Here is a 24250-nt window from a genome sequence, read left to right on the forward strand (position 1 = left end):
ACGCTAAAATGGGCAAAATCTTTTTGAACTTTAGTTGGATAATTTTCTTTTTCTATACCCCAATGGAAATATACTGTTACTAAGTCGGTCTCTTTTTTAAGTTCTTTTATATCATTTTTAATGCCTTCTAAATATTTATCATTGTAGTTAGAATCCCAGCCATTATAGGCAAGTAACCCAACTTTAATACCCTTTGATTCAATTATAGCCTTTTCTCCCATTCCTGCATATTTTATACCGTTACTATCTAGTACATTTTTAGTATCTTCTAACCCTTTTTCAAAATAATCTAAGGAATGGTTATTTGCAATACCTACAGCTTCTATATTCCCTTCTTTTAAAATATTTACATAAGTAGGATCTCCTTTAAATGCAAATTGTTTTTCGGTGTTACCAGATGTAGAAGTTGTCAATGGACCCTCTAAATTAACTATACTAATATCGTCGTTTTCAAATATTGATTTAACATTTTTAAAGAAATAAGAGTAGTCTTTATTTTGATTTATAAATTCTCTGTCAAATGTATATCCACCAGTGGAGCCCATATCATTACCCATTGTAACATCACCTACAAAACTCAAAGTAATGCTTGTTTGCTTCTTTTCCTGAACAACATCTTTTTCAATATTATCTTTTGAATTTTTGTTACAACCAACGAGTATCAATGAAAATATTGTAGCTAATAATAATAGTTTAATTCTTTTTTTAAACATCTCAAAATTCTCCTTATTTTTGTATGTATACAAAGTCATGATTATTATATACAAAAATATAAATTGTGTCGAATAAATAATTTTTTACTTGACATTGTAAAAAAATTATAAGTAAAATTAAAATAATTAGTGGATAACTGCCATAGTAGGATTATAACTAAAATTAGGATTACCATTTTTGATATTTTTATAGAGCTTCTTGAGAATGTTTGATTATAAAAAATAGAGTATTAGTAGATAGGAAAAATACTATTATACAAGATAATTTTAAAATAAAAAATAGTCCTTTAACTAATACTAATTTGAAGTTATAGGACTATTTTTTATATTAGTCAATAAGGTATATCCAATGAACGACACAAATACCTTCTGTGGCTTTTTGAAATTTGTGTGTCTCATGTGCTTTTATAAAAAACACATCTCCAGCAAAGAGTTGATATGTTTCATCTGAAACAGTAACAAATATAGAACCTTCAATTACAATTCCAACCTCATCGTAATGATGACCCCACGATAATTCTTCAGTATAATTATCTTCATTCATCGTCATACTTACAATTTTAACTTTTTGAGCAAGATTGAACAGTTGATGATAATTGAGGCCGGAATTTGTTTCATAAATTTTTGGACACTCATCTTTTCGTATAAGTCTAGTAGTTTTATCTGTTTTAATTTCTAACATCTCAGCCATTGAAATCTCTAACGCATTACAAATTCTTTGCAGATTTATTAAAGTAGGGCTGCTTAAATTATTCTCAAGTTTACTTAAATAAGAAATCGATAAATCTGTTTCTTCTGATAGCGTTTGCAGCGTAAGTTGTTTTTTCTTTCGAAGATTTTTCAAAATTGATCCAAAATCCAAGTCCTCATTCACCCTTTCAAAATAACATGTTTTTATAAAAATAGTCTATCATGAGTAAAAGATATTGTCTACAATTCTATTTTTGAAGGATTCAAGGCTATGGATTATATTTCCATTTATAAAAATAATTTTATAATTAGAAAAAAATCGTTGACTCGGAAATTTTCGTATGATAATATTTAAATGCGAAATGAAAACGTTGTTAAGAAATATCTGAAGCATGAAAAGGAGGAGCACGATAGAGTTAAGTAAGCAGAGTATATGCGGAAAGCTTCTATGTACTATTGCTATTGTAGAGGCAATCGACAGTAAATAAGTAGTTAATATCTAAACTATTAACATCAAAATAGCAATTATATTAATTTTATGGAGGACATCTTAATGTTAAAAATCTTAATGGGTACAGGTTTATTATTAGTGGTCTTATCACTTTTTACATTATTTAGTTATAAAGCACCTAAAGGAATGAAGGCTATGGGTGCATTGGCAAACGCTGCCTGTGCTAGTTTCTTAGTTGAAGCTTTTCATGCTTCGGTATTTGGTAACTTGATGAATATAAAGTTCTTAGGTGAGGTTGGAGCGGCAAACGGTTCATTAGGGGGAGTTGCAGCAGGGATATTGGTTCCTCTTGCACTAGGAGTATCTCCGGTATATGCAGTATTAACTGGTTTAGCTTGTTCTGGGTTTGGAATATTACCAGGTTTTATAGCTGGTTATTTAACATCATTTGTTGTTAAATTTTTAGAAAAGAAAGTTCCAGCTGGTCTTGATCTAATAGTAATAATACTAGTTGGTGCTCCTTTAGCAAGATTTATAGCTCAGTTTATGGATCCAGTAGTATCTGGCACTTTACTTCAAATAGGTCAAATATTAATAGAGGCAGCTACAACTTCACCCGTTATAATGGGGCTTATACTTGGTGGTGTTATAACTGTTGTAGCAACAGCTCCACTTAGTTCAATGGCATTGACTTCTATTATTGGATTAACTGGAACACCTATGGCAATCGGTGCTTTAGCTGTTTTTGGTTCATCATTCATGAACTATGTATTTTTCTCTAAGATGAAATTTGGATCTAAGAAAGATACTATATCTGTTGCTATAGAACCTTTAACACAATCAGATATAATTTCAGCTAATCCAATTCCAGTTTATATAACAAACTTTATTGGTGGGGCTATGTCTGGAGTAATTATAGCAATGATGGGCCTTACTGTCGATACACCTGGTATGGCAACTCCAATAGCAGGATTTGCTATAGCCTTAGCACAAAACGGTAAAAGTGCATTAATAGCCAGCGCAGGATGTATAGTAGTTAGTGTATTAGCTGCATATATAGGATATAGTATATTTAAAAATAAAAAGATAGTAACAGCTGATGAAATACGTGGAAATACAACAGAAGAATATTTAAATGAAGGTTTAGAACTTCAATTATAAAATATAATAATAGTAATATAGTAGCGTTATTAACTACTCGCTTAAAAGACCGTCAACTTATTAATAGTTGACGGCCTTTTTTATGTAATCTAATGTTAGATTTAAGAAAAGCTATGGGTTAACATATTTATTTATATCTCACAATAAATATAATAAGATATTTCTGTGATGAAATAGTGGTTATGAATAAAAAGTAGAAGTTGGTAAATCTGAAGATTTATATAATAATCCTAAAGATGTATATACAATACCTAGAAATAATCCTAGAGTATAGTATAGGGAATATGTTATATTTATATTGATGAATAAATTACAACAAAGAATTTAAAAAAGGAGATTAATATGGTTAGAACACGTAAATAAGCCTTCTGAAATTAACTATTTTATAGAAAATTATTATTAAATATTTAAAAAGATTTTAGGAGGCAAAAATGAAATTTAATTTAATTGATATTGAAAACTGGAAAAGAAAAGAACATTATAATCACATTTTAAACGCTTCTAATTGTACATTTAGTATTACATGCAATTTAGATATAACAGACATTTTAAAGTACACAAAATTTAATAATATAAAACTTTATCCAACAATTATTTATTCAATAACAGAAGCAGTTAACAAGTTTAGTGAATTTAGAACTTGTTTCGATAACGAAGGTAGGTTAGGTTACTGGGATGTAATAAACCCAAGCTTTACAATTTTTAATAAAGAAAATGAGACGTTTTCTAATATATGGATTAAATACGAGGATGATTTTAGTAAGTTTTATAACAATTATAAGACAGAAGTAGAGTTATATACAAATTCTAAAAAATTAAATCCTCAAACAAATATCCCAGATAATATTTTTCCTATTTCAAGTATACCATGGGTTAGTTTTACAGGGTTTAATCTAAATATTATATCAGATGGTACATATTTGTTACCAATATTTACACTAAGTAAGTATTTTGAACAAGATAATAGAGTATTATTACCTATATCAATACAAGTTCATCATGCTATTTGTGATGGATTTCATGTTAGTAGGTTTATAAATGAGTTACAAAATATTATTAAAAATAATCATTTATACATATTTAAACTTAATTAATTAGTAATGAGAAATGTTAAATATGTTTTAGAGATATGATAAAGTTAGACCTTCAACTTCAATATAGTTGAAGGTCTAACGTTTTTTATACTCTAATAAATACTAGTCTAATCAATTTCTACATATAGTATCATTTTTGTTAATTGAAGAAGACTCTTTATATAATGCCATTAATAATATCATAATTATGATACAAATAGTACCTAACCATTGAAATCTACCGAAAGATTCTTTGAGCCAAAAAACTGTGGTCAAAACAGCGGCTAAAGGTTCCAAAGTTCCTAGACAACTAGTTTCTTTAGGCGTTAGGTACTGCAAACTTTCAATATAAAACCAGAATGCAATCATAGTTCCAAATATAATAACAAATAATAAATATAGACTTGATTCAAAAGTAAAGTTGCTAGTATTAATTACCCAAGGTGGATTTATAAAGCTAAATAAAAAACCACCAATAATCATAGCCCACCCAACTACTACAAGAGAATCATATTTTTCTAATAATGAAACCGCATATAAAGTGTAAAAAGCTAATGAAATACCTGCTAGAACTCCCCAAAATATTGCTGGTTTTGGGACTGAAAGTTTAGAAATAGAACCATTAGTAAGTAATAAAAAACAACCTATTATAGCAAGTGTGACAGTCATAACATCTTTTCGTGTTAAAGCTGATTTCTTAAGTAATAATGAATAAAAAATTATAAAAACTGGTGCTAAATATTGTAATAATGTAGCAACTGCAGCGTTACCATGTTTGATAGATGCCATGTATGTATATTGTACAGCTAGCATTCCTAAAAGACCAAATACTACTAATTTGATTGACATATTTTTATTTTTCCAAATATCTAGTATTTGTCGCCTATCTCTAGTAAAAAATTGCACTGTTAAAAGTAGAATCCCAGATATAAGTAATCGTACAGTCACAAGCCATCCAACTTCAATAAAGTATTGCTGGAATAGTTTTTGTGAAACAGTTCCTCCTACACCCCAAAATATTGCTCCTATTATTACATAAAATAAACCTCTTGTCTTTTTGATGTATCCATATTGATTACTCCTTTTAAATATAATAATATTATTATAATAGCTTATAAAAACATTTAAATATACTAAATTTGAACTAATAAATATAAATCTAGATCAGGACAATTAAGTAGATCAGAATGTTGCAGATATTTTAAAAGGTTTTTAAGTATATCTCCATTAAACTATGTTATAAATTACAGGATTGAAAAGAGTCTATTCTTTCTCCAACAATCAGATACTAATATAACTGAAGTCGCTTATATGGTTGGATTTAACAGTACAAGTTACTATAAATAAATTTCGTAAATCAATGGGTATGACTCCGTTAGAGTATAAAAAACAGAAAGCGGAGAATCACTTCTTTTAATAAGATAACGAAAATTGAGTGTATCAAAATCTTCCTATACTTAATAGACAAACTATATTAATTAAAAGACCTTTAGGCGAATCGCATAAAGGTCTTTGATAAACTTAAGTTTAATTTAATTTTATATATTCATTTCAATTTTATTCAAAATAAAGTTCAACATCTTGAAGTATATTGTAAAATTCCTTATAATATGATTCCCAATACTTATCAGGTGGAACTGTTATCCAATAATAATCTTCATATGGCAACCTGTAAAGAGTGATAGATTTTTCTCCATTTGATACGGCGTTATTTATAGTTTCTATCCTAGTATTTTCTGCAATACCTACATCTATAAATATACTTGAATAAAAAATACATATCATAGTTAAAATTCCCATCATAGTAAAACTAAACGATTGCAGTTTAATATCTGAGTTATTAAGTAAATACACAAGTAATTGTAGAGTAGATATAATGAAAAATATGTACGATGCAAATATACAACGAGCCCCTATTGGATTTGCAATAATTAAAGGCATTGCAACTGCAAAACCGGATCCATAGATCATAAATATTTTCATTTTAAGACCTTTATAATCAATATACATAAGTATAACTGTTATTACGCATACAAAGAATAGTAATGAATACAGTGAATTGAAATATGAAGTCTTATCAGCATTAGTAAATATATTCCACGCTGGGTATACCTTATGGCAAATACTATATGCTATGTAAGTAGATAAAATAAATACTTGAAATTTCCCAATTATAGACTTTACTATACTTTTTTTGTTAGAATCTATACTTTTTTGAATTATAATTATACATATTATAGCAAGTACACTGTTTAACAACCAGTTATTTAAAAATAAGTAATTAGATATCTGCTTGACGTATAAATCAACGATACTTATTACAGAGTAGGAAATTTGTTTATACCCATCAGTATTATTAGCTGCATTAGTATAAGAACTATTTGAAAACATTATAAAGGCACCTACTATTGTAGAGATTAAATATACTATATGAAGACTTGAAAATTTCTTATATTTAATAAATGTATAAAAAACTACAAACGCTGCTAAAAAGACAGTATATACTGTTGTATGTTCACTGAAAAGTTGTGTTGATATACCTAACGGCACCATTAAAATAGTTGCCCATAATGGATATTTTATAGTATGAAGTGTATTAACTTTGTTGTCGAAAACATCGTTTATAATAATCAAGTAAAATATTATTAGTATAACTGGCGGTATAAAATTAATAAACGCTGCGATCCAAGAGTATGTTTCCCTAAATATTTCTCTTGGCATAGCTAAACACAAAATAGAAGCCAATAAAAATAATGCGGTTTTATCTTTAGGTTTAGCTTCGTGGACTACAAGCTTATAGATTGATAATATAATCAATATCATACCTAAAGTAAGAGCAATATTTTTTGCTAAGACATTTCTTGTTATAAGTATTTCTAATAAATTTCCAAGATATCTTCCATTGTAATTCTTAAAACCATCAAGCATTAAAGACCATTTCACTTGACTACCCCATTGCCAATCGTCATGACTATATGGAACTTGAATAGCAAAGAACAAGAAAAATAAAATCAATACTATTGAAAAATAGAATCTCGGATTTTTTAATAACTTACTTTTCATTTTGTTTCCTCCTGATTAAAATGAATAAAGTTAAATTTAATCTTTATTTTCTTTAAAAATTATTAGCTTACTAAATACATAATTTAATATAACTACTATAATCTGAGTAAAAATCTTTGCATACATACTACCGACTATAAAGATATCTACAAGTATAAACAATGTTATCATTTCTATAGCTCCTGATAATAGTCTACAGTTCACAAATGTTAGCATCTCTTTTAATATAGATTTTATCCCTTTAGTCTTGCTTTCAAATACCCATATACGATTAGTTACGTATGCAAAACCTACAGCAAATATCCAAGATATCACATTGCTAATAAGATAGTGTATTTTAAATATCTCGCTAGAAAAATAAAAACTAACAAAACTTACTATGGTTGTTAGAACTCCGAAAAATAAATATAATAGAACTTCTTTATATTTATAAAATAGATGTAATAATTTATTCATATATAATTCCTTTTTATTGAAAAATTTTATTTACCTACTTGGTATATGTAAAAAATGAATAGCTAAATGTAATTTGATTTAATGTTTATAGTTTTTATTTTCAGAAACAATATATCTTGGACGATTTTTAGTTTCTTCATATATTTTTGCTATATAATATCCTACAATCCCTAAACTTAGCATAATAACACTTCCTATAATTAATAATAGGAGTATAACTGTTGTAAATCCTTCTAGGGATTGTCCTGTAAAATTTTTATATAGCGATTGAATACCCAAAATAATTGAGAATAATAAAAATAATATTCCTGTAAAAGTAACTAACTGCATAGGTGCAGTAGAGAATGATGTAATATTTGTTATAGCATATTTTACGAGAGACGAAGTAGTCCATTTTGAATCTCCAGCATTTCTTTCTTGTACGTCAAATTCAACTGAAGTAGTTTTAAACCCAACCCAAGATGATAAAGCTCTGAAAAATATGTGCTTTTCAGGCATAGATCTAAGTATATTTACTGCTTTTCTATCTAACAATTTGAAATCAGAAGCTCTGGACATATCAATTTTAGTTGCTGAGCTAATAAAAGAATAAAAACGTTTTGCCGCGATTTTATGTAAAAAGGATTCTTTACCTCTTGAGGCCTTCACACCCTCTACAACTTCATATCCTTCTTGCCATTTCTTATACATCTCCAATAATATTTCAGGTGGATGCTGAAGATCACAGTCTATTACAGCACAACAATCTCCATTTGCATACGAAAGACCAGCGAATATAGCCGATTCTTTACCAAAGTTTCGAGAAAAGTTAAAGCCCTTAATATTTTGATTTTCATTGCATACATGTAGAATTTTTTCCCAGGTGTCATCCTTTGACCCGTCATTTACAAAAATTAATTCATAAGGAATATTTTTGCTTTCTAAAAGAGATGATATTATCTTTGAGATATTAAATATCATCTTCTCTTCATTATACGCAGGTATAATTACTGATAATTTTCCCATACAATTTCTCCTTTTATTTTTGAGCAGAATAAATTTCGAATATTTTATACTAAATGTATCAAGAAAATACTTGAATTTATTTTGTTAATAAAATATCCCCAATATTTTACAGTATATCATAAATAAAAATAAATTAATACTGATCTGAACACTGAAGAATAGAGTATATTTAAAACTACGTGGAGAAATAGTATGATAATATCATAGATTATCTAAAGACATAAAATAAGCTTTGCACAATGCTGCAAAGCTTATTTTTATATTATTTCGTAAGAGTCTTTACATCTTCATAGCATTTTAAATCTATATAAAGCTCTGACTTATATGGATTACGTTTTGTTTTTTTAACTTTATATACCATATAGATAAATACTGCAATATTTGCAAGTAATGCAATTAAACTTACAATAAATAACGCAGTTGGATCTTGTGTTGATTTAACAGCAAATTGTGACTCATCAATAAATGCAGGGAATGTCATTGCAAACATACACCAAAGTGCAAGTGTCTGAGCTCGATGTTGTAGCCATGCGCCTTTTTTTAGTACAAAAGCTGTCACTGTTGGAGCAACAAGTAATGCTATACCGCAGTACCAAGCATGATTACCAAGACAGTTATAAGTATATGCAAAGTTCCATAAATCGTAAGCTATAATCCAGAACCAGCACATATCTGGCCATAACATATCTTTACTTTTATCTTTGCTAATACAGATTCCCATCCAACCTGTTATAGTAATAATATTTAAAATACCAGCAATACCATTTAAATAGTTCCAAGATCCACTATAAACCATCATTCCTTCAAATACTTCTCTTGTAAGTCCTAATGAACCAATTTGGAAATCACGTGCTACTGCTTCAATAATATTAATTGCCAAAATTAATGGTGGAAAACATAAGACCCATTTGTGATTAGCCACACCCTTTACGTGGCGTATAATCCAAAAGCCTATACATCCAGCCAAAGCTGAATAAACTTTAGCATAGTGGAACCAATCATTTACACTTGTGCCTGCAGTAGTTTTAGGCCATACAAATATAGTGAGGACAACTGGTAGTATCATTAGTAATGTGATACCCCCCCATTTATAACGACGTCCAATTTCATTTAGAACAATTAAAACAATAAATACTAAGAGCAGCATTAGCCAATTGGCTATTGGTTGGGCTTCAAATAAGAACATAATTTTACCTCCGTAATTTAAATTATAATATTGAATCACGAATATTGTTGAACTCCATTTCGTATGATTCAACAAGAAGGCCAAATAACAAGAGGAATTAGTGCGGTCTTAATTTAATATATTAGTATAGATTTAATGTTAGAACAATAACGATACAGCTTTTTACATTAACATTAAATTTAAATTTTTTATTCTAAAATTATAAACATGGTAGGAGTGATTAAATGGATACGTATAAGATACTTGAGATTAAGCAAAGTGTATTTGCAGATAATGACAAACAAGCAGATTTGTTAAGAGAAGAATTAAAGAGAGATAAGACCTTCTTATTAAATCTTATGTCGTCACCTGGTTCTGGAAAGACAACGACAGTATTAAGAACTATTGAAGCTCTTAAAGATGAAATGAAAATAGGGGTTCTAGAAGCGGATATTGATTCAGATGTAGATGCAAATACGGTTTCTAAAACAGGTGCAAAAGTAATACAACTTCATACAGGTGGAATGTGTCATCTAGACTCTGATATGACGAGACAGGGCTTACAAGGATTAGGTACCAATAATATTGATTTTGCAATATTAGAAAACGTAGGTAATTTGGTATGCCCTGCAGAATTTGATACTGGATCATCTAAAAATGCAATGATATTAAGTATACCTGAGGGAGATGATAAACCATTAAAATATCCATTAATGTTTTCAATAGTTGATGTTTTATTGATAAATAAAATAGACGTGATAGATTGCTTTGATTTTAATTTGGAATCTGTTAAACAGCATGTTAAGAAATTAAATCCTAAAATCAAAATCATTCCTATATCAGCAAGAACTGGAGAGGGAATTGATGAATGGGCAGATTGGATACGTACAGAGGTAAGGGACTGGAATACAAATTAAAAAATAATTATAGGAGAGTTCAAATATGTCGAGAAAGGACAAGGTTTTAGAATTTGCTAATAAGGTAAGTGGAAAAAAGGTGGGTTCAAAATCTGGTATTAAAACAACTGATCCAGAATATATGATTTTGGAACCAGTAGTTACAGATGAAATGGCAGAAGTAGCTCTTTGTTTAAAGATGCGTAAACCTATGAGTGCAAAAGAAGTAGCATCTCAATGTGGTAAATCTATAGAAGAAACAACTAATTTGTTATGGGATTTAGCTGTTGCGGGTGTATGTTTTGTCAATGAAATCGATGGAGTTGATAAATATTGGTATGAGACTTGGGTTCCAGGAATTATGGAAATGATGGTAAACAACAAAGAAAATGTAAAAAAATACCCTCAAATTGCTGAATCCTTTGAAGCTTACGGAAGAGTTAGAGGGCCAAAGACAGCAGGCAATTTTCCTGTAGGTATAGGTTTAATGCGTGTTATTCCAATAGAACAAGCAATCGAAGGTGAAACAAGAAGAGCCTCATATGAGGAAGTATCTAAATATCTAAACGATAATGATATTTTTACAGTATCTGATTGTTCTTGCCGTACTGCTAGAGAAGTAATGGGAGAAGGATGTGGCCATTTGAAAGAGGACATGTGTATTCAAATGGGCCATGCAGCAGAATATTATATACGTACAGGAAGGGGTAGGAAGATAACTCGTGAAGAAGCATTTGAAATTATAAAAAGAGCAGAAGAGAATGGTCTTGTTCATCAGATACCGAATCTAGATGGTTCTGGAAAAACTCACGCAATATGTAACTGTTGTGGATGCTCTTGCTTATCCTTAAGGACAGCTGAAATGTTTTTGAATCCCGATATGGTACGTTCAAACTATGTTTCACACATAGATAAAGAAAAATGCGTTGCATGCGGTGAATGTGTTGAAAATTGTCAAGTTAATGCATTAAAGTTAGGACAGAAGTTATGTTCAAAAACACCTGCATCTGAAAACAAAAGAGACCTACCACACAATACTGAGTGGGGACCAGATAAATGGAATCCTGAATATCGTTATAATAGACAAGATGTAGTTGATAGCGGAACAAGTCCTTGTAAAACAGAATGTCCAGCTCATATAGGAATTCAAGGATATATAAAATTAGCATCTCAGGGAAGATATAGAGAAGCTCTTGAGCTTATAAAATATGAGAACCCTTTTCCAGCTGTATGTGGACGCATTTGCCCAAGAAAATGCGAATCCGCTTGTACTAGAGGAGATATAGATGATCCAATTGCTATAGACGAAATAAAAAAATTCATTGCTGATCAAGATTTAAACTTAAAATATAGATATATTCCAAAAACAAAAAACCAATATAAAAACAAAATTGCAGTTATTGGTGCAGGGCCGGGTGGACTATCTTGTGCTTATTATCTAGCTGTAGACGGATATAAAGTAACTGTTTTTGAAAAACAAAATGCTCTTGGTGGCATGCTAACTTTAGGTATACCTTCATTTAGATTAGATAAAGAAGTAGTCAAAGCTGAAATTGATATTTTGAAGGAAATAGGAGTTGAATTTAAAACAGGTGTTGAAGTTGGTAAGGATATAAGCATAAATGATTTACGAAACCAAGGGTTTGAAGCTTTCTATATTGCAATTGGCGCTGCTGCTGGTAGAGGATTAGGTATAGAAGGTGAAGAAACAAATGGCGTAATGTCAGGTGTGGATTTTGTTAAAAATGTAAATCTAAAAGAAAATATAGAACTAGGTAAAGATATAGTTGTAATTGGTGGTGGAAATGTTGCAATAGATGTTGCACGAAATGCCACAAGGGTTGGTACTTCAGAAATTAATATGTTTTGTCTTGAAAGTCGTAAAGAAATGCCAGCACTTGATGAAGAAGTGGAAGAAGCAATATTAGAAGGTATAAAAATAAATAATTCGTGGGGTCCTAAGCGTATAGTAAGTGAAGATAACAAAGTTATAGGTGTAGAATTTAAAAAATGTATATCTGTATTTGATAAAAATGGAAAATTTAATCCTGAGTATGATGAAAATGATGTAATGTTTATTAAAGCGGATAATGTATTGGTATCGGTTGGTCAAGTAATTGAATGGGGGAATTTAATTAAGAACAGTAATGTAGTGTTAAATCCAAATAATACTATAAAAGCTGATCCACTTACGTATCAAACTGGAGAACCAGATATATTTGCTGGTGGTGATGTATTTACGGGTCCTAAATTTGCGATAGATGCAATAGCTGCAGGAAAGCAAGGTGCAATTTCAATTCATAGATACGTACAGCCAGGGCAAAGCTTAACTATAGGGAGAAGTAAAAGAGAATACCATTCTTTAGATAAAACAGAACTTGATCTTGATAGTTATGATCGTCTTCCTAGACAAGAAATTAGCCATGTCGACCCTAATAAATCAAAAGATACTTTTGAGGATTTAAGAGAGACTTTTTCAGAGGAACAAGTTAAGAAAGAAACCGAACGATGCTTAAGCTGTGGTGCTACAGAAGTTGATGAGTTTTTATGTGTTGGTTGTGGTGTTTGTGCAACAAAATGCAAATTTGATGCTATCACACTTGTAAGGAAATATGATGGAGAGGGTGCTGCATACGAAGACCTTAAGCCAATAGTATTAAAACACATGGTTAAACGTAAAGGCAAAATAGCAGTTAAGAAAGTTAAAAATCTCCTTACATCACAAGATTAGTTCAAAAAAGTTAAGAATAAATAAGGAGGAGATGTTATTTGCATGAACTTGGTGTTGTAATAGAGGTTGTAAAAACTGTAGAAAAAATTGCTAAAGATCATGAATTATCAAAGGTCGATACGTTAGTTTTACAAATTGGAGAACTTTCATCAATGATACCAAAATATATAGAATTGTGCTATCCAGCTGCAGTATTTAATACAATTTTAGAAGATACTAAATTAAAAATAGAAATACTACCGGGTAATGGTATATGTAAAAAATGTAACAAGGTCTTTAATCTACTTGAAAATAAGCGTGAATGTCCGAATTGTCGAAGTGCTGAATGGGAGCTACTATGTGGAAATGAATTTATGATCAAAGAAATAATAGCATGCTAAATTTAATTTAGATTTTTAATAGATATCTTGATACTGTTAACTTACACATTGCTATTGAATTGCATGTTACACTTTAGATGTTCAGAAATGAACATCTATTTTTTATTATATTTAGTATATCCAAAATTGTGCTATACTTTATCTAATAAATTAAATATAAAAATAAAACCTATTGAAATTAAATTTTAAATAATGTATCAGTAAAGGAGTGTTGATAAAGTTGATAAAAAATAATGATTTTGATGAATCTTTGATTAAGCAAATTAAAAGTATTAGTTCAGAGATTGAAACAGATATTATCAATATCAGAAGAATAATTCATAAATTTCCAGAACTTGGTAATAAAGAATTCAATACTAGCAAGGTAATTGTTGATAAACTTAAAAAAATAGGATATACAGATATAGAAGTAATTGATAATACGGGAGTATTAGCAATTTTACACGGTGAGTCTAAAACCAATGAAATACATAAAACCGTAATGTTTAGGTCAGATATAGATGCATTACCTATTAAAGAAGAAACAAATTGTGAATTTAGTTCTTTAAATGAGAATATGCATGCTTGTGGTCATGATGCTCACATAGCGTGGGGGTTAGGTATAGCAGAAGTTTTGTTTAGACTTAAGCATTTGGTAAATGGTCAAGTAAAGTTCGTTTTTCAACCAGCCGAGGAAACAGGTGGGGCTAAGAAACTTATTGATTTAGGAGTACTAGAAAATCCTAATGCAGATATTGTAGTTGGAGGTCATGTTTGGCCTGAAATTGAGGTTGGAAATATAGGTATAGCAAGAAATGTAGCTATGTCATCAGGATCATCTTTTAAACTTACAGTAATTGGTAAGGGAGGTCATGGGGCAGAACCTTTTAACTGTATTGATCCAATTGCAATAGGTTCTGAGATTTATTCATCTATTCAAAAACTACAATATAAAATAAATAATCCAAAAGAGCCTGCGATTATATCAATTTGCTCGTTTCATTCGGGGTTTTCAAGAAATATAATTCCAGATATATGTAAAATAGAAGGAACTGTAAGAGCTGTAAATAGAGATTTAGTTGTCGATATTCTAGATAAAATTGAGGATATTGCACATAATTTCACTAAATCTTATAAAGCTAGCTATAAATTTGATAGAAGCAGTATTTGTTCTCCTGTTGTAAATGATATAAATTTGGTCAATATTATGTATAATTCTGCAAATAAATTTATTGAAACAGACTCAGAACATATTAAAATAATCGATTATCCAGCGATGACATCAGATGATTTTTCAGCCTATACAGATAAAATACCAGGACTTTATGTATATATTGGATCATCTTCGAAGGATAGTGGTTTAAGTGAAAAATTGCACAGTAATAAATTTGATTTAGACGAAAAATTATTGAGAAAGGCAGTAAATGTATTTTCTGGATTTATAATAGATTATTTAAATAATAGTAATATATAATATAAAAAGGTGCATAATCTAATGCACCTTTTTATATTATCTTCTATTAAGATATAATTTTTCAATAATACTAACTGCAGCATACATCGCCCATGCACATATGGCTAATACAATAACGCCCATCATAACAAGATCAAGTTTAAATACCTGACTTCCGTATACAATCAAATATCCAATACCGTATCTAGAAACTAAGAATTCACCGACAATAACTCCGACCCATGCCATACCAATATTTATCTTAGTTAAATTAATTAGATTTGCTGTGTTAGCTGGCAAAATTAATTTAAATAGAATTTGCATTTTAGTTGCACCGAAACTTCTTAGCATCTTAACTTTTTCCTCTTCTACATTTATAAAGTAGTTGTAAGCTGAAAGAATTGTTACAACTATAGATATTGCAACTGCTGTTACAATAATTCCTTCGACACCTGCACCTACCCACACTATAATTATCGGCGCTAATGCCGTTTTAGGTAGAGCATTTAATACAACTAAAAAAGGATCTAGTATCTTAGATAATTTTTTAGACCACCATAGCATAATGGCTATAATTATACCAAAAAAAGTACCTATTGCTAATCCAACTATAGTTTCGTATACAGACACTCCGATATGTTTGAACAACTGACCATTAGTAGCGTATTGTAAAAATAAGTTATAAATATCGCTTGGTTTACTAAATAGAAAAGTATCTATTATTTTCATATTCGCTAAGAATTCCCATAACAATGTAAAAACGACTAAAATTAATATTTGATAAAACAGTATCTTTTTCTTTTCCAGTTTTTCTTTTTTTAAATAACTTATATATCCATCAGATTCTTTACTAAATCTCATAAGTGTCAAGCTCCTTCCATAATAAATCAAAATATGTCTGGAATTCTGGAACTTTACGTGTTTTGATTGGAACTTTTTCACCTTCTACTTTTATATCTATATCATAGATATTTTTTATAGTAGCTGGTCTTCTAGATAAAACAGCTACCTTATCTGATATACTGATAGCTTCTCCTATGTCGTGTGTAACTAAAATAGTTGATTTATTTTCATTTTTAATAATCTTATATACATCATCACAAACTATTAGTCTAGTCTGATAATCAAGAGCAGAAAATGGTTCATCTAAAAGCAATATATCTGGATCTACTGACAAAGTCCTAATTAAAGCAACCCTTTGTTTCATACCTCCAGATAGTTGTTTGGGATACATATTTCTAAAATCCCATAAATCGTATGTTTTAAGAAGTTTTTCAATTCTTTCAAGAGATTCTTTATCATTTTTCTTACCTTGAATTTCTAGACCGATAGTTATATTGTCCATTATATTACGCCACTCAAGTAAATTATCTCTTTGAAACATATATCCGATATTCCCATTTATATTTATATCACCACTTGTTGGTTTTAATAGTTTGGTCAATATGTTTAATAAAGTAGACTTCCCACTTCCAGATGGTCCAACTAGTGTCAAGACATCACCTTCTTTAAGACTAAAGTTAATATCATCAAGAACTTTTAGTTCGCCTTCTTTATTGTAGAAGCTCTTGCATAAATTTCGTACTTCTACTATGTTGTTATCCATTGTGACACCTCCTGTAGCATTTAGCTCGTATACTAGTATGGTATTAAAATTAGGGTAAATTCGTACCTATTTTTATGAATATATGAAAATAATAGGAAAATTACAGATATTTATACTATAATATACAGTGTTATACAATCATTGACATGATGAATAACAAAACCTACATATCTATTAAATAAACATATAATAGTATATAATAAAATAAACTGGTTTAGTAGAGGAGGAGAGCATATGGAAAAAAAGAAGTATGAGTGCCCAAAATGTGGATCACATTCATATGATCACGATCAATTTCAAGCAACAGGTGGAAATTTTTCAAAAGTATTTAATGTGCAAAATAAGAAATTTATTACTATAAGTTGTAAAAAATGTGGTTACACTGAACTTTATAAGTCCGACACATCTACAGGATGGAATATCTTAGATTTTTTAATGAATTAACATTTCAATATAATGAAATAATATTAATTCTATAATTTAATAAGAATAAAAGGGTATACAAACTTTTTAATAGTTTGTATACCCTTTTAATTTAAAAGTTCATTTGATTTAATTATTGTAGAGAGTTTTGCTACCAAAATATAAAGAACAAAATACTACAAAACAAGTAACCGAACATTGAGCAATTATTATTGCTATTTGATACATTATAGCTGTAGTTGGTAATGTTCCTGATAAAATTTGACCTGTCATCATCCCAGGTAAAGAGATTATTCCCATTCCTATCATTGAATTTAAAGTAGGTAAAATAGCTGTTTCAAGTGCTTGATTTGCAAAAGGGGAGAGTATTCTATCAGGAGTAACCCCTATGTTTATCAGTGTATCGATTTTATTTTTCTGGATTTTTATATTCTCATTAAACGTTTTAAGTCCTAGACTTACACCGGTCATTGCATTACCAAAGATCATTCCACTTATTGGTATTATGTACTGTTGATTGAAAATATTTACGCCTATAATAACGGTGATAAAGAAAAATATGACTGATAAACCAATAATAGAAAGAGATAAGCCCACAACTATTTTAAATTTCTTGTTAATATCATGGTTTCTAGATAATACTGTATATATTGAAAATACAGTCATAGAGGCTATGTACAATATTGTAAATACTGGATGAGGATTCTTAAAAATATATGTAAGTATAAATCCGGACAAAGCCAATTGGATACTCATTCTCATACTTGCAACAATTAGTAGTCTGCTTTTATCTATGTTACACCTTTTCATTATAAAAAGTATTATTAATAACAAAAAATATATAAGAGAAAATTGCAGTATATTAAGTTCTACAATTGAGTTCATTATATTTCCTCCCTAGATAAATTTATTAAACGATCTGCATATTTATTTGCTAAGGCTTTATTGTGAGAAATTACAATCAAGGAAAGATCATTTACTTTACAAAATTCGATAATATTACTCATTATTTGATTTGAATTATGCTCATCTAATGCACTTGTAGGTTCATCAAGCATTATCGTTTTTGGAAGAAGTGATAAGCAAATTGCTATATAAACTCTTTGTCTTTCTCCTCCAGACATTGTGGTACATAAGGTTTCTAAATCTATATCAATACAGCAAACTGTTAGATATTTTATTATATCACTGTCTGCAGGTTTTGGTAGAGATCTATATTCATAGTATGTATAAAAGTTTTGCTTTATAGTTGAATCAAATAAAAATACTGTCTGTCCAACAAGTATTACTTCTTTTCTAAATTCTATGGAATTAGAATATTCTAAAGGTTTATTTAAGTATCTAATCATCCCACTATCGGGACTTATTACACCATTTAATAGCCTTAGCATCGTACTTTTTCCTGTACCGCTTTCACCACAAATAAATGTTACTTCTTTCGATTCAATTTTAATATGGGGATATTTTATATTTTTATAGCTTATATTTTCTAGTAAGAATAATGACATACAACCTCCTAAATAAATTCTCATTTCTAAATTACATATCTTATTATATAGAGCTTTTGTATAAATATCAATGTAAATGATTTTTAAAACCAAATGTTAATAATTTTCATACTTTGTATTTAAGTTATTTATGTGATAATAAATAATAAAAGTAAAGCAAAATAGATATAGAATGAACACATATCATTCTATATCTATCTATATCATTTATTTTTTTATTTATAAAATAATACTAAACGAACATGTACTTTCTAAATAATAAATTCCCCAGCTTTTTCAAAAATTTTATTTATATCCTCATGATTATTTATGTACTCACTTCTAGATTTTTCATCAACAAAATACATGCAAGACTTATATATCTTTTTTTTACCTGAATTTAAACATTCAAGTTTATATTTAATACCCTCATTTGTTTTTACATGAGTTTCACTAGTTATTATTAAGTTATACATTGTTAGTATACTATATAAAGGTATTTTAGTCTTAAGAATTTCAACTTCGGTATCTTCAAAAGTTTTAAAAATAAATTTATCATTATTAAAAATTTCGTCAATGTCCAATTCCTTACTTACCGTCATACTTAGTTTATTTATTTCTATATATTCTTTAAACGGTTTTTTTTCAATTAAACATTTATATAGGATTTCGGTATTATAGATATCATCTGGTAATACTTCTTCCTTAGGTTTAATTTTTGTATTTATTAATTTAGATACTTTATTTAATTTTTCATAAAAATTAATTACATAATCTAATGAATCAATGTCTATAGGGAACTGAAAATCATCCAGAACTTCATCAATAGGTTTACCATTTACGTTTAAAGTTTTATCTGCAAAGGCTCTTAATAATTTTAAATTATTTAAAGCGTTATTTACAGATTTGCATTGTTCAAAATTAACTTTTACCTTAAAGCTGGATTTTGAGTTTTCTCGATTTATTTTAAATGCAATCTCTAAATCTTGATAGTTAATCCTTTTAAATATAATTATATTTAAGTCTTTTGAAGGCTGTCTTTTAATGGTAACTGTCTTATGAACTCCATTACCTTCAATTTCAACATCAAATTCTTTAAATTTAGGGGGTGATATAGTAAATTTAATCTCAGGTTCTTCATCGTTTAAAGTATGCCTTAATATATTTTTAGTTTCGAAAGGTCGAATATTGACTTCTACTTTTTCTTTGATTTTTAATTTCTCTTGTGAATTATAAGAGTATGCTAAAATCTGATTAATACTTTTTCCAACTAAATTTTTGGGAAGTTCAAAAGAATTTTCGTTAATAAAGTTTTTTATACTTTCCAAAGATAATACAAATGCATCTTCATAACTAATATATTCGAATTCATTTGGTAACAATTCATTATCAAGTTGATCAATTATTGTTTTGGCAATAATAGCATTATCTTTCTTGAAAGCATTATTAAATCTAGCGCACATAATTTATATGTCCCTCCTTATAATATCCAATGTTATTATTTTTGAAATTAAAATATATTTTTCCATATCATTTATATCAAGATCTATTATAAAAATTATAAGCTCATTTCGATCATTATTATCTTTCACAAAAATATACTTTATATCATCATATGTAAATTTAAGCCATAGATCTTGATATTCATAAATAGCATCAGAATACCTCTTATATGCATTAACATTCATAAAAGATTTATAAGACAAAACTTCAGGCAGATCACATTCAGTTTCAATATTTGGAACATACCTCCATTCTCTCTCATCATGAAAGTTTTTATCCTTGTATTCTCCTTCTACTAACATTTTTCCTTCAATTGGTTTTATAAATAAAACATGTTCTAATAGATAATCTTTATATGGTTCTAATATGCATTCATTTTCAACATCATCATCAACTACAAATAATTTTTCAAGTTCTTTAACAAGTCTTGAATTTTCATTTATGTAATGAATAGGCTGTATACCATTTTTAATTCCCCAATTTTTATCCATTCCCAAACCCATAAAACCATAGAAATCACAGTGATAATGTATTTTTTGAATATTTATATCACAAAAACATGTCATAGGAAAGGCAATTTTTTCAAAATTATCTAAATTTAAATAAGGTATTAACTCTTCATAATATCTAGGTATAAAGGCCTTGTCTTTTATGATTTGTTTTAAATAATCTAATTTCGTCATAAATTTAAATAAGGAGTTTGCACTTTGTATAAATTCTTTTGTAATTTTAAACTCAATGTACTTTGCATCAATATTACAACTCATAATTCCCTCCATAAACTTCATTTATACTATTATATTAATTAAGTAAAAAAAACAATTACAAAATAGTTTATTATCAAATTTATTTTTTATAATATAATAAATATATAAATTTAATAAGGAGAGTATAGATGGGATGGATTTTATAATAGCTAAAACTATTGTTAATAAAGTTAAAAATTCAGGTTGGTTCGGAATTGACTATAACATGAACATATATAAAGGATGTTGCCATGGCTGCATATACTGTGATAGTAGAAGTAGGTGCTATCAAATTGAAAATTTCGATACTGTAAGAGCAAAAATAGACTCAGCAGAGATAATTAATAGAGAGTTAAAAGGTAAAATAAAAAAGGGGGTAGTAGGAACAGGCGCTATGTCTGATCCGTATAATCCGTACGAAAAAAAATACGAATTGACGAGAGAGGCTTTAAAACTTGTAGATAAATATGGATATGGAATAGCTATAGATACAAAAAGTAACCTTATAACTAGAGATATAGATATACTAAAATCTATAAAAGTACATTCTCCTATAATTACTAAAATAACTATTACAACTTGTAATGATAAACTTAGTAAAATTGTTGAGCCAAATGTATCAAGCTCTTCTGAAAGATTCGATAGCATTAGAAGGTTATCTGAATCAGGAATATATGCAGGTATATTAATGGGGCCAATTCTTCCATTTATTGAAGATAATGAAGAGAATATAAGAGGGATTATTGATTTGGCACACGATAGCGGGGCAAAGTTTATCAATTTTCACCCAGGAGTTACACTTAGAGACAATCAAAGAGAATGGTACTACGATAAACTAGACGAAAGTTTTCCAAATCTGAAATATAAATATATGCAAACCTATGGATATAAATATAATTGCCTATCTCCTAAATATAAAAATTTATTGCATATATTCAAAGAAGAGTGCGATAAAAAAAATATAATATACAACATGGAAGATATAATTGAAGACTATAAAAATAAATATAAGACTACACAAATATCTTTATTCGATTAATAGACAATATTTTATAAAAATCCATAAATTTTCATTTATCTATCATTTTTTAGAAACTAGCTACGTATAGATTATATATAAATAATTTATAAGGTGGGGATAAATATGAGTAATATTATTGTCAACTTCGTAGGCTCGATACTTACTAATCCTATAACTATAGCATTTTTAATATTCATAACGATATTTGCTGTTACCAAAATATTGGACAACAGTAGGCTGTATTCATATATTGAAATAAAGCTTAACGAAGTAAATACTAACTATGAGACTAGCGCATTCTACAACGAGGTAAAGATAAAATTTGAAGAATACAGTAAGAACCACAAGTATTCGGATGTAAATATAACTTCCTTTATAGAAGAGGTTATATCTGGGCTTAATTACAATAACAGATTGCTTTTAGATAAGATTAACAGTATCAAAAACGCATCTTCAATATGTATATTATTCGGAGTACTAGGGACATTTGTAGGGCTTTCTACAATGCTGTTATCTGTAAATACAAATGATATTGTAAATTCATTGCCAGCTACTATTAGTAGTATGCAAACAGCCTTTTTAACAAGTATTTTTGGTATTGTTTTTTCTATAGTCATAACATCAATTATTAGGACTAAAGATTGCGAACATTTATTAGTTAGATTAATGTTGAAAACAGAAAACATACTTACTTCGCAAGTAACTCATAAAAAATCAGAGTATACGGACAGTAAAATCGAGGAAGTAAAAAATACAATAAAACATATAAGTAAGTCTATTGAGTCAATCGAGAAATTCGATAAAATATCACAAGATCTAACCGAGTTCAATGAAGAGTTTATTAACGGAATCAAAAACCTAAAAACACTACTTGAAGGTTCTGAAAGCTCAATTAAAACATTTGATCAGAGTATTAGAAAGCTAGATAAACAGTTCAGTATACTGAATGTAAAATTTAATAAGTTATTTGATAAATATGATAGACAAGACGACATTAGTAGAGAAATGCTATTCGACCTAAAGGAATCATCAAAGAATATTACAAATGCTACTGAGAGTCAGTATAAAATTAAAGATTACATAAAAAATATCAACGCTGGATTTGCAATATATGAAAAAAGTGCCCAAGATATGTTGTCTAAACTTATTAAACATGAGAATCAGATGAATGAAACGCAAAGAAATTTACTAGAAGAAAAAGTTACACTGGATTATACAGTCAACTCTTTAGCAGATGTAATCGCAGATTTCTCAGAAGATATACAAGACAAACTTGATAAAGTATTTGATAAATCTTTGGATATACAAGATAAACTTAATATGACTTTTGATACTGCTGTTATGGAAGAATATAATCTGATTGATTATAAAGACTTTGTAGACAGATTAGTTGATAAAATTGATATAAATGAGGAAAGTTTAAAAGATAAATACAGCCTAAAACTAGCAGATTTTAATGATGCTTTAAATATTGAATCAGCTACAGAAATAATAGATAAATCAAATAAGCTAAAAAATATCGATGTAAAAGATATAATAGGTGAGGATGAGATAAATGATAAATAAATACAGAAGAACTGTTAACAGAGAATTTGAAAAGAGTAGTTTTTGGCCTACTTTTACAGATCTACTTTCAACTGTTCTTATGGTTGTCATTCTAACTCTATTTAGCACTCAAAGCATATCTGGATCTGTTAAACAAGATTTGGCGCAGAATATAAATGCTTCAGTAGAAGAAACATTGAATAATGATAACATTCCAGTTAAAGTAGATAAAGATAGTGGTCAAGTAACATTTGGCGAGAGTACGATGTTTGATATCGATAGTGATGAGCTTAAGCCAGAAGCAAAAGAAATGCTGAAAAAATTCGTTCCTAAGTATGTAGGAACAGTATATAAAGACTATGGCAACAATATATCAAAAATAGTAGTTGAGGGTCATACAGATGATATTGGGAGCTATTTGTACAATTTAGATTTATCACAAAGGAGAGCTTATAGTGTAACAAAATTTATGGTAAGTGACGAAATAGGAAATTATAAATATAAAAATGAATTTACAAAAGATATAATAGCTGTTGGAAGATCAAAGGCTGATTTAATAAAATTCAATAATGGAACAGTAAACAGAGATGCTTCTAGAAGAGTAGAGTTAAAATATGAAATAAATATAGAATAATTATTTATCTTATTTTAATAAGACAATTTAAATAAATTCTTCTAATAATAGCAAATTTCACTAAAAAAC

Annotated in this window: 23 protein-coding genes and 1 pseudogene; 11 read left to right on the plus strand and 13 right to left on the minus strand. The window is 28.6% G+C overall.

What is annotated here, in order from left to right; translation table 11 throughout:
* On the minus strand, positions 1–713 hold a 713-nt coding region (locus KQI18_RS00005), incomplete at its 3' end, for a CapA family protein (RefSeq protein WP_216465447.1).
* A gap of 328 nt (positions 714–1041) precedes the next feature.
* Positions 1042–1587 carry a helix-turn-helix domain-containing protein gene (locus tag KQI18_RS00010; RefSeq protein ID WP_216465448.1) on the minus strand — a complete coding sequence of 182 codons (546 nt, stop codon included), beginning with the start codon at positions 1585–1587 and terminating at the stop codon, positions 1042–1044.
* 369 nt (positions 1588–1956) lie between these two features.
* Here KQI18_RS00010 and KQI18_RS00015 point away from each other — a divergent pair, with 369 nt between their 5' ends.
* Both KQI18_RS00015 and catA read left to right on the plus strand, forming a co-directional pair.
* The gene (locus tag KQI18_RS00015; protein WP_216465449.1) at positions 1957–3015 is read left to right on the plus strand and encodes a PTS sugar transporter subunit IIC; all 1059 of its coding nucleotides are present in this window, start codon (positions 1957–1959) and stop codon (positions 3013–3015) included.
* 431 nt (positions 3016–3446) lie between these two features.
* Positions 3447–4109 carry a type A chloramphenicol O-acetyltransferase gene (catA, locus tag KQI18_RS00020; protein ID WP_216465450.1) on the plus strand — a complete coding sequence of 221 codons (663 nt, stop codon included), beginning with the start codon at positions 3447–3449 and terminating at the stop codon, positions 4107–4109.
* A gap of 111 nt (positions 4110–4220) precedes the next feature.
* Here the strand turns inward: catA and KQI18_RS14265 are convergent, their stop codons facing one another.
* Complete coding sequence (locus tag KQI18_RS14265; RefSeq protein ID WP_330654349.1) at positions 4221–5243, minus strand: DMT family transporter; 1023 nt, start codon at positions 5241–5243, stop codon at positions 4221–4223.
* Between the two features lie 27 nt (positions 5244–5270).
* On the opposite strand from KQI18_RS14265, the pseudogene KQI18_RS14525 reads away from it, so the two are divergent.
* Positions 5271–5435 (plus strand): annotated as a pseudogene (locus KQI18_RS14525) (helix-turn-helix domain-containing protein); the annotation flags it as partial.
* Between the two features lie 210 nt (positions 5436–5645).
* On the opposite strand, the gene KQI18_RS00035 reads toward KQI18_RS14525, so the two are convergent.
* The 4 genes from KQI18_RS00035 to KQI18_RS00050 form a co-directional block, all read right to left on the minus strand.
* The gene (locus KQI18_RS00035) at positions 5646–7151 is read right to left on the minus strand and encodes a DUF6056 family protein (RefSeq protein WP_216465452.1); all 1506 of its coding nucleotides are present in this window, start codon (positions 7149–7151) and stop codon (positions 5646–5648) included.
* A 36-nt stretch (positions 7152–7187) separates the two neighbouring features.
* Positions 7188–7607 carry a GtrA family protein gene (locus tag KQI18_RS00040; RefSeq protein WP_216465453.1) on the minus strand — a complete coding sequence of 140 codons (420 nt, stop codon included), beginning with the start codon at positions 7605–7607 and terminating at the stop codon, positions 7188–7190.
* Between the two features lie 78 nt (positions 7608–7685).
* Complete coding sequence (locus KQI18_RS00045; protein ID WP_216465454.1) at positions 7686–8612, minus strand: glycosyltransferase family 2 protein; 927 nt, start codon at positions 8610–8612, stop codon at positions 7686–7688.
* A 262-nt stretch (positions 8613–8874) separates the two neighbouring features.
* Complete coding sequence (locus KQI18_RS00050; protein ID WP_216465455.1) at positions 8875–9798, minus strand: DUF5692 family protein; 924 nt, start codon at positions 9796–9798, stop codon at positions 8875–8877.
* A gap of 224 nt (positions 9799–10022) precedes the next feature.
* Here KQI18_RS00050 and hypB point away from each other — a divergent pair, with 224 nt between their 5' ends.
* The 4 genes from hypB (at position 10023) to KQI18_RS00070 (ending at position 15237) form a co-directional block, all read left to right on the plus strand.
* Positions 10023–10694 carry a hydrogenase nickel incorporation protein HypB gene (gene hypB, locus KQI18_RS00055; RefSeq protein ID WP_216465456.1) on the plus strand — a complete coding sequence of 224 codons (672 nt, stop codon included), beginning with the start codon at positions 10023–10025 and terminating at the stop codon, positions 10692–10694.
* 25 nt (positions 10695–10719) lie between these two features.
* Positions 10720–13404, plus strand: coding sequence for an FAD-dependent oxidoreductase (locus KQI18_RS00060; RefSeq protein WP_216465457.1), 2685 nt, complete (start codon positions 10720–10722; stop codon positions 13402–13404).
* Positions 13405–13442: 38 nt separating this feature from the next.
* Positions 13443–13784 carry a hydrogenase maturation nickel metallochaperone HypA gene (locus KQI18_RS00065; protein WP_216465458.1) on the plus strand — a complete coding sequence of 114 codons (342 nt, stop codon included), beginning with the start codon at positions 13443–13445 and terminating at the stop codon, positions 13782–13784.
* A gap of 220 nt (positions 13785–14004) precedes the next feature.
* Positions 14005–15237 carry a M20 metallopeptidase family protein gene (locus tag KQI18_RS00070; RefSeq protein ID WP_216465459.1) on the plus strand — a complete coding sequence of 411 codons (1233 nt, stop codon included), beginning with the start codon at positions 14005–14007 and terminating at the stop codon, positions 15235–15237.
* A 36-nt stretch (positions 15238–15273) separates the two neighbouring features.
* Here KQI18_RS00070 and KQI18_RS00075 read toward each other — a convergent pair whose 3' ends face one another.
* Both KQI18_RS00075 and KQI18_RS00080 read right to left on the minus strand, forming a co-directional pair.
* Positions 15274–16077 carry an ABC transporter permease gene (locus KQI18_RS00075; RefSeq protein WP_216465460.1) on the minus strand — a complete coding sequence of 268 codons (804 nt, stop codon included), beginning with the start codon at positions 16075–16077 and terminating at the stop codon, positions 15274–15276.
* A complete protein-coding gene (locus KQI18_RS00080; protein WP_216465461.1) occupies positions 16067–16822 on the minus strand; it encodes an ABC transporter ATP-binding protein in 756 nt (251 codons plus the stop codon). The genes KQI18_RS00075 and KQI18_RS00080 overlap by 11 nt, the downstream gene beginning before the upstream one ends.
* A 234-nt stretch (positions 16823–17056) precedes the next feature.
* Here KQI18_RS00080 and KQI18_RS00085 point away from each other — a divergent pair, with 234 nt between their 5' ends.
* Complete coding sequence (locus KQI18_RS00085; RefSeq protein WP_216465462.1) at positions 17057–17266, plus strand: zinc ribbon domain-containing protein; 210 nt, start codon at positions 17057–17059, stop codon at positions 17264–17266.
* Between the two features lie 108 nt (positions 17267–17374).
* Here the strand turns inward: KQI18_RS00085 and KQI18_RS00090 are convergent, their stop codons facing one another.
* The 4 genes from KQI18_RS00090 to KQI18_RS00105 form a co-directional block, all read right to left on the minus strand.
* Positions 17375–18130, minus strand: a complete 756-nt coding sequence (locus tag KQI18_RS00090) for an ABC transporter permease (RefSeq protein WP_216465463.1) — start codon at positions 18128–18130, stop codon at positions 17375–17377.
* On the minus strand, positions 18130–18753 hold the full coding sequence (locus KQI18_RS00095; protein WP_216465464.1) for an ABC transporter ATP-binding protein: 624 nt from the start codon (positions 18751–18753) through the stop codon (positions 18130–18132). The genes KQI18_RS00090 and KQI18_RS00095 overlap by 1 nt, the downstream gene beginning before the upstream one ends.
* Before the next feature lie 251 nt (positions 18754–19004).
* Positions 19005–20195, minus strand: a complete 1191-nt coding sequence (locus tag KQI18_RS00100) for an abortive infection system toxin AbiGii family protein (protein ID WP_216465465.1) — start codon at positions 20193–20195, stop codon at positions 19005–19007.
* Positions 20196–20198: 3 nt separating this feature from the next.
* Positions 20199–21002 (minus strand): abortive infection system antitoxin AbiGi family protein, encoded by an 804-nt coding sequence (locus KQI18_RS00105; protein ID WP_216465466.1) that lies wholly within the window; start codon positions 21000–21002, stop codon positions 20199–20201.
* Positions 21003–21135: 133 nt separating this feature from the next.
* Here KQI18_RS00105 and KQI18_RS00110 point away from each other — a divergent pair, with 133 nt between their 5' ends.
* The 3 genes from KQI18_RS00110 to KQI18_RS00120 all read left to right on the plus strand — a co-directional run bounded on the left by KQI18_RS00110 (position 21136) and on the right by KQI18_RS00120 (position 24181).
* A complete protein-coding gene (locus tag KQI18_RS00110; RefSeq protein ID WP_216465467.1) occupies positions 21136–22020 on the plus strand; it encodes an SPL family radical SAM protein in 885 nt (294 codons plus the stop codon).
* Between the two features lie 105 nt (positions 22021–22125).
* Complete coding sequence (locus KQI18_RS00115) at positions 22126–23568, plus strand: MotA/TolQ/ExbB proton channel family protein (RefSeq protein WP_216465468.1); 1443 nt, start codon at positions 22126–22128, stop codon at positions 23566–23568.
* The gene (locus tag KQI18_RS00120) at positions 23558–24181 is read left to right on the plus strand and encodes an OmpA family protein (protein WP_216465469.1); all 624 of its coding nucleotides are present in this window, start codon (positions 23558–23560) and stop codon (positions 24179–24181) included. Before KQI18_RS00115 ends, KQI18_RS00120 begins: the two co-directional genes overlap by 11 nt.
* Positions 24182–24250 lie beyond the last annotated feature (69 nt).

This window comes from Metaclostridioides mangenotii (genome assembly GCF_018917235.1).
GTDB lineage: Bacteria > Bacillota > Clostridia > Peptostreptococcales > Peptostreptococcaceae > Metaclostridioides.

Bases quoted from the DNA above. Each gene is read 5' to 3' on its own strand.
- KQI18_RS00015 (WP_216465449.1), top strand. From the start codon at position 1,957: ATGTTAAAAATCTTAATGGGTACAGGTTTATTATTAGTGGTCTTATCA.
- catA (WP_216465450.1), top strand. From the start codon at position 3,447: ATGAAATTTAATTTAATTGATATTGAAAACTGGAAAAGAAAAGAACAT.
- KQI18_RS00035 (WP_216465452.1), bottom strand. From the start codon at position 7,151: ATGAAAAGTAAGTTATTAAAAAATCCGAGATTCTATTTTTCAATAGTA.
- KQI18_RS00040 (WP_216465453.1), bottom strand. From the start codon at position 7,607: ATGAATAAATTATTACATCTATTTTATAAATATAAAGAAGTTCTATTA.
- KQI18_RS00045 (WP_216465454.1), bottom strand. From the start codon at position 8,612: ATGGGAAAATTATCAGTAATTATACCTGCGTATAATGAAGAGAAGATG.
- KQI18_RS00050 (WP_216465455.1), bottom strand. From the start codon at position 9,798: ATGTTCTTATTTGAAGCCCAACCAATAGCCAATTGGCTAATGCTGCTC.
- hypB (WP_216465456.1), top strand. From the start codon at position 10,023: ATGGATACGTATAAGATACTTGAGATTAAGCAAAGTGTATTTGCAGAT.
- KQI18_RS00060 (WP_216465457.1), top strand. From the start codon at position 10,720: ATGTCGAGAAAGGACAAGGTTTTAGAATTTGCTAATAAGGTAAGTGGA.
- KQI18_RS00075 (WP_216465460.1), bottom strand. From the start codon at position 16,077: ATGAGATTTAGTAAAGAATCTGATGGATATATAAGTTATTTAAAAAAA.
- KQI18_RS00080 (WP_216465461.1), bottom strand. From the start codon at position 16,822: ATGGATAACAACATAGTAGAAGTACGAAATTTATGCAAGAGCTTCTAC.
- KQI18_RS00085 (WP_216465462.1), top strand. From the start codon at position 17,057: ATGGAAAAAAAGAAGTATGAGTGCCCAAAATGTGGATCACATTCATAT.
- KQI18_RS00090 (WP_216465463.1), bottom strand. From the start codon at position 18,130: ATGAACTCAATTGTAGAACTTAATATACTGCAATTTTCTCTTATATAT.
- KQI18_RS00095 (WP_216465464.1), bottom strand. From the start codon at position 18,753: ATGTCATTATTCTTACTAGAAAATATAAGCTATAAAAATATAAAATAT.
- KQI18_RS00100 (WP_216465465.1), bottom strand. From the start codon at position 20,195: ATGTGCGCTAGATTTAATAATGCTTTCAAGAAAGATAATGCTATTATT.
- KQI18_RS00105 (WP_216465466.1), bottom strand. From the start codon at position 21,002: ATGAGTTGTAATATTGATGCAAAGTACATTGAGTTTAAAATTACAAAA.
- KQI18_RS00110 (WP_216465467.1), top strand. From the start codon at position 21,136: ATGGATTTTATAATAGCTAAAACTATTGTTAATAAAGTTAAAAATTCA.
- KQI18_RS00115 (WP_216465468.1), top strand. From the start codon at position 22,126: ATGAGTAATATTATTGTCAACTTCGTAGGCTCGATACTTACTAATCCT.
- KQI18_RS00120 (WP_216465469.1), top strand. From the start codon at position 23,558: ATGATAAATAAATACAGAAGAACTGTTAACAGAGAATTTGAAAAGAGT.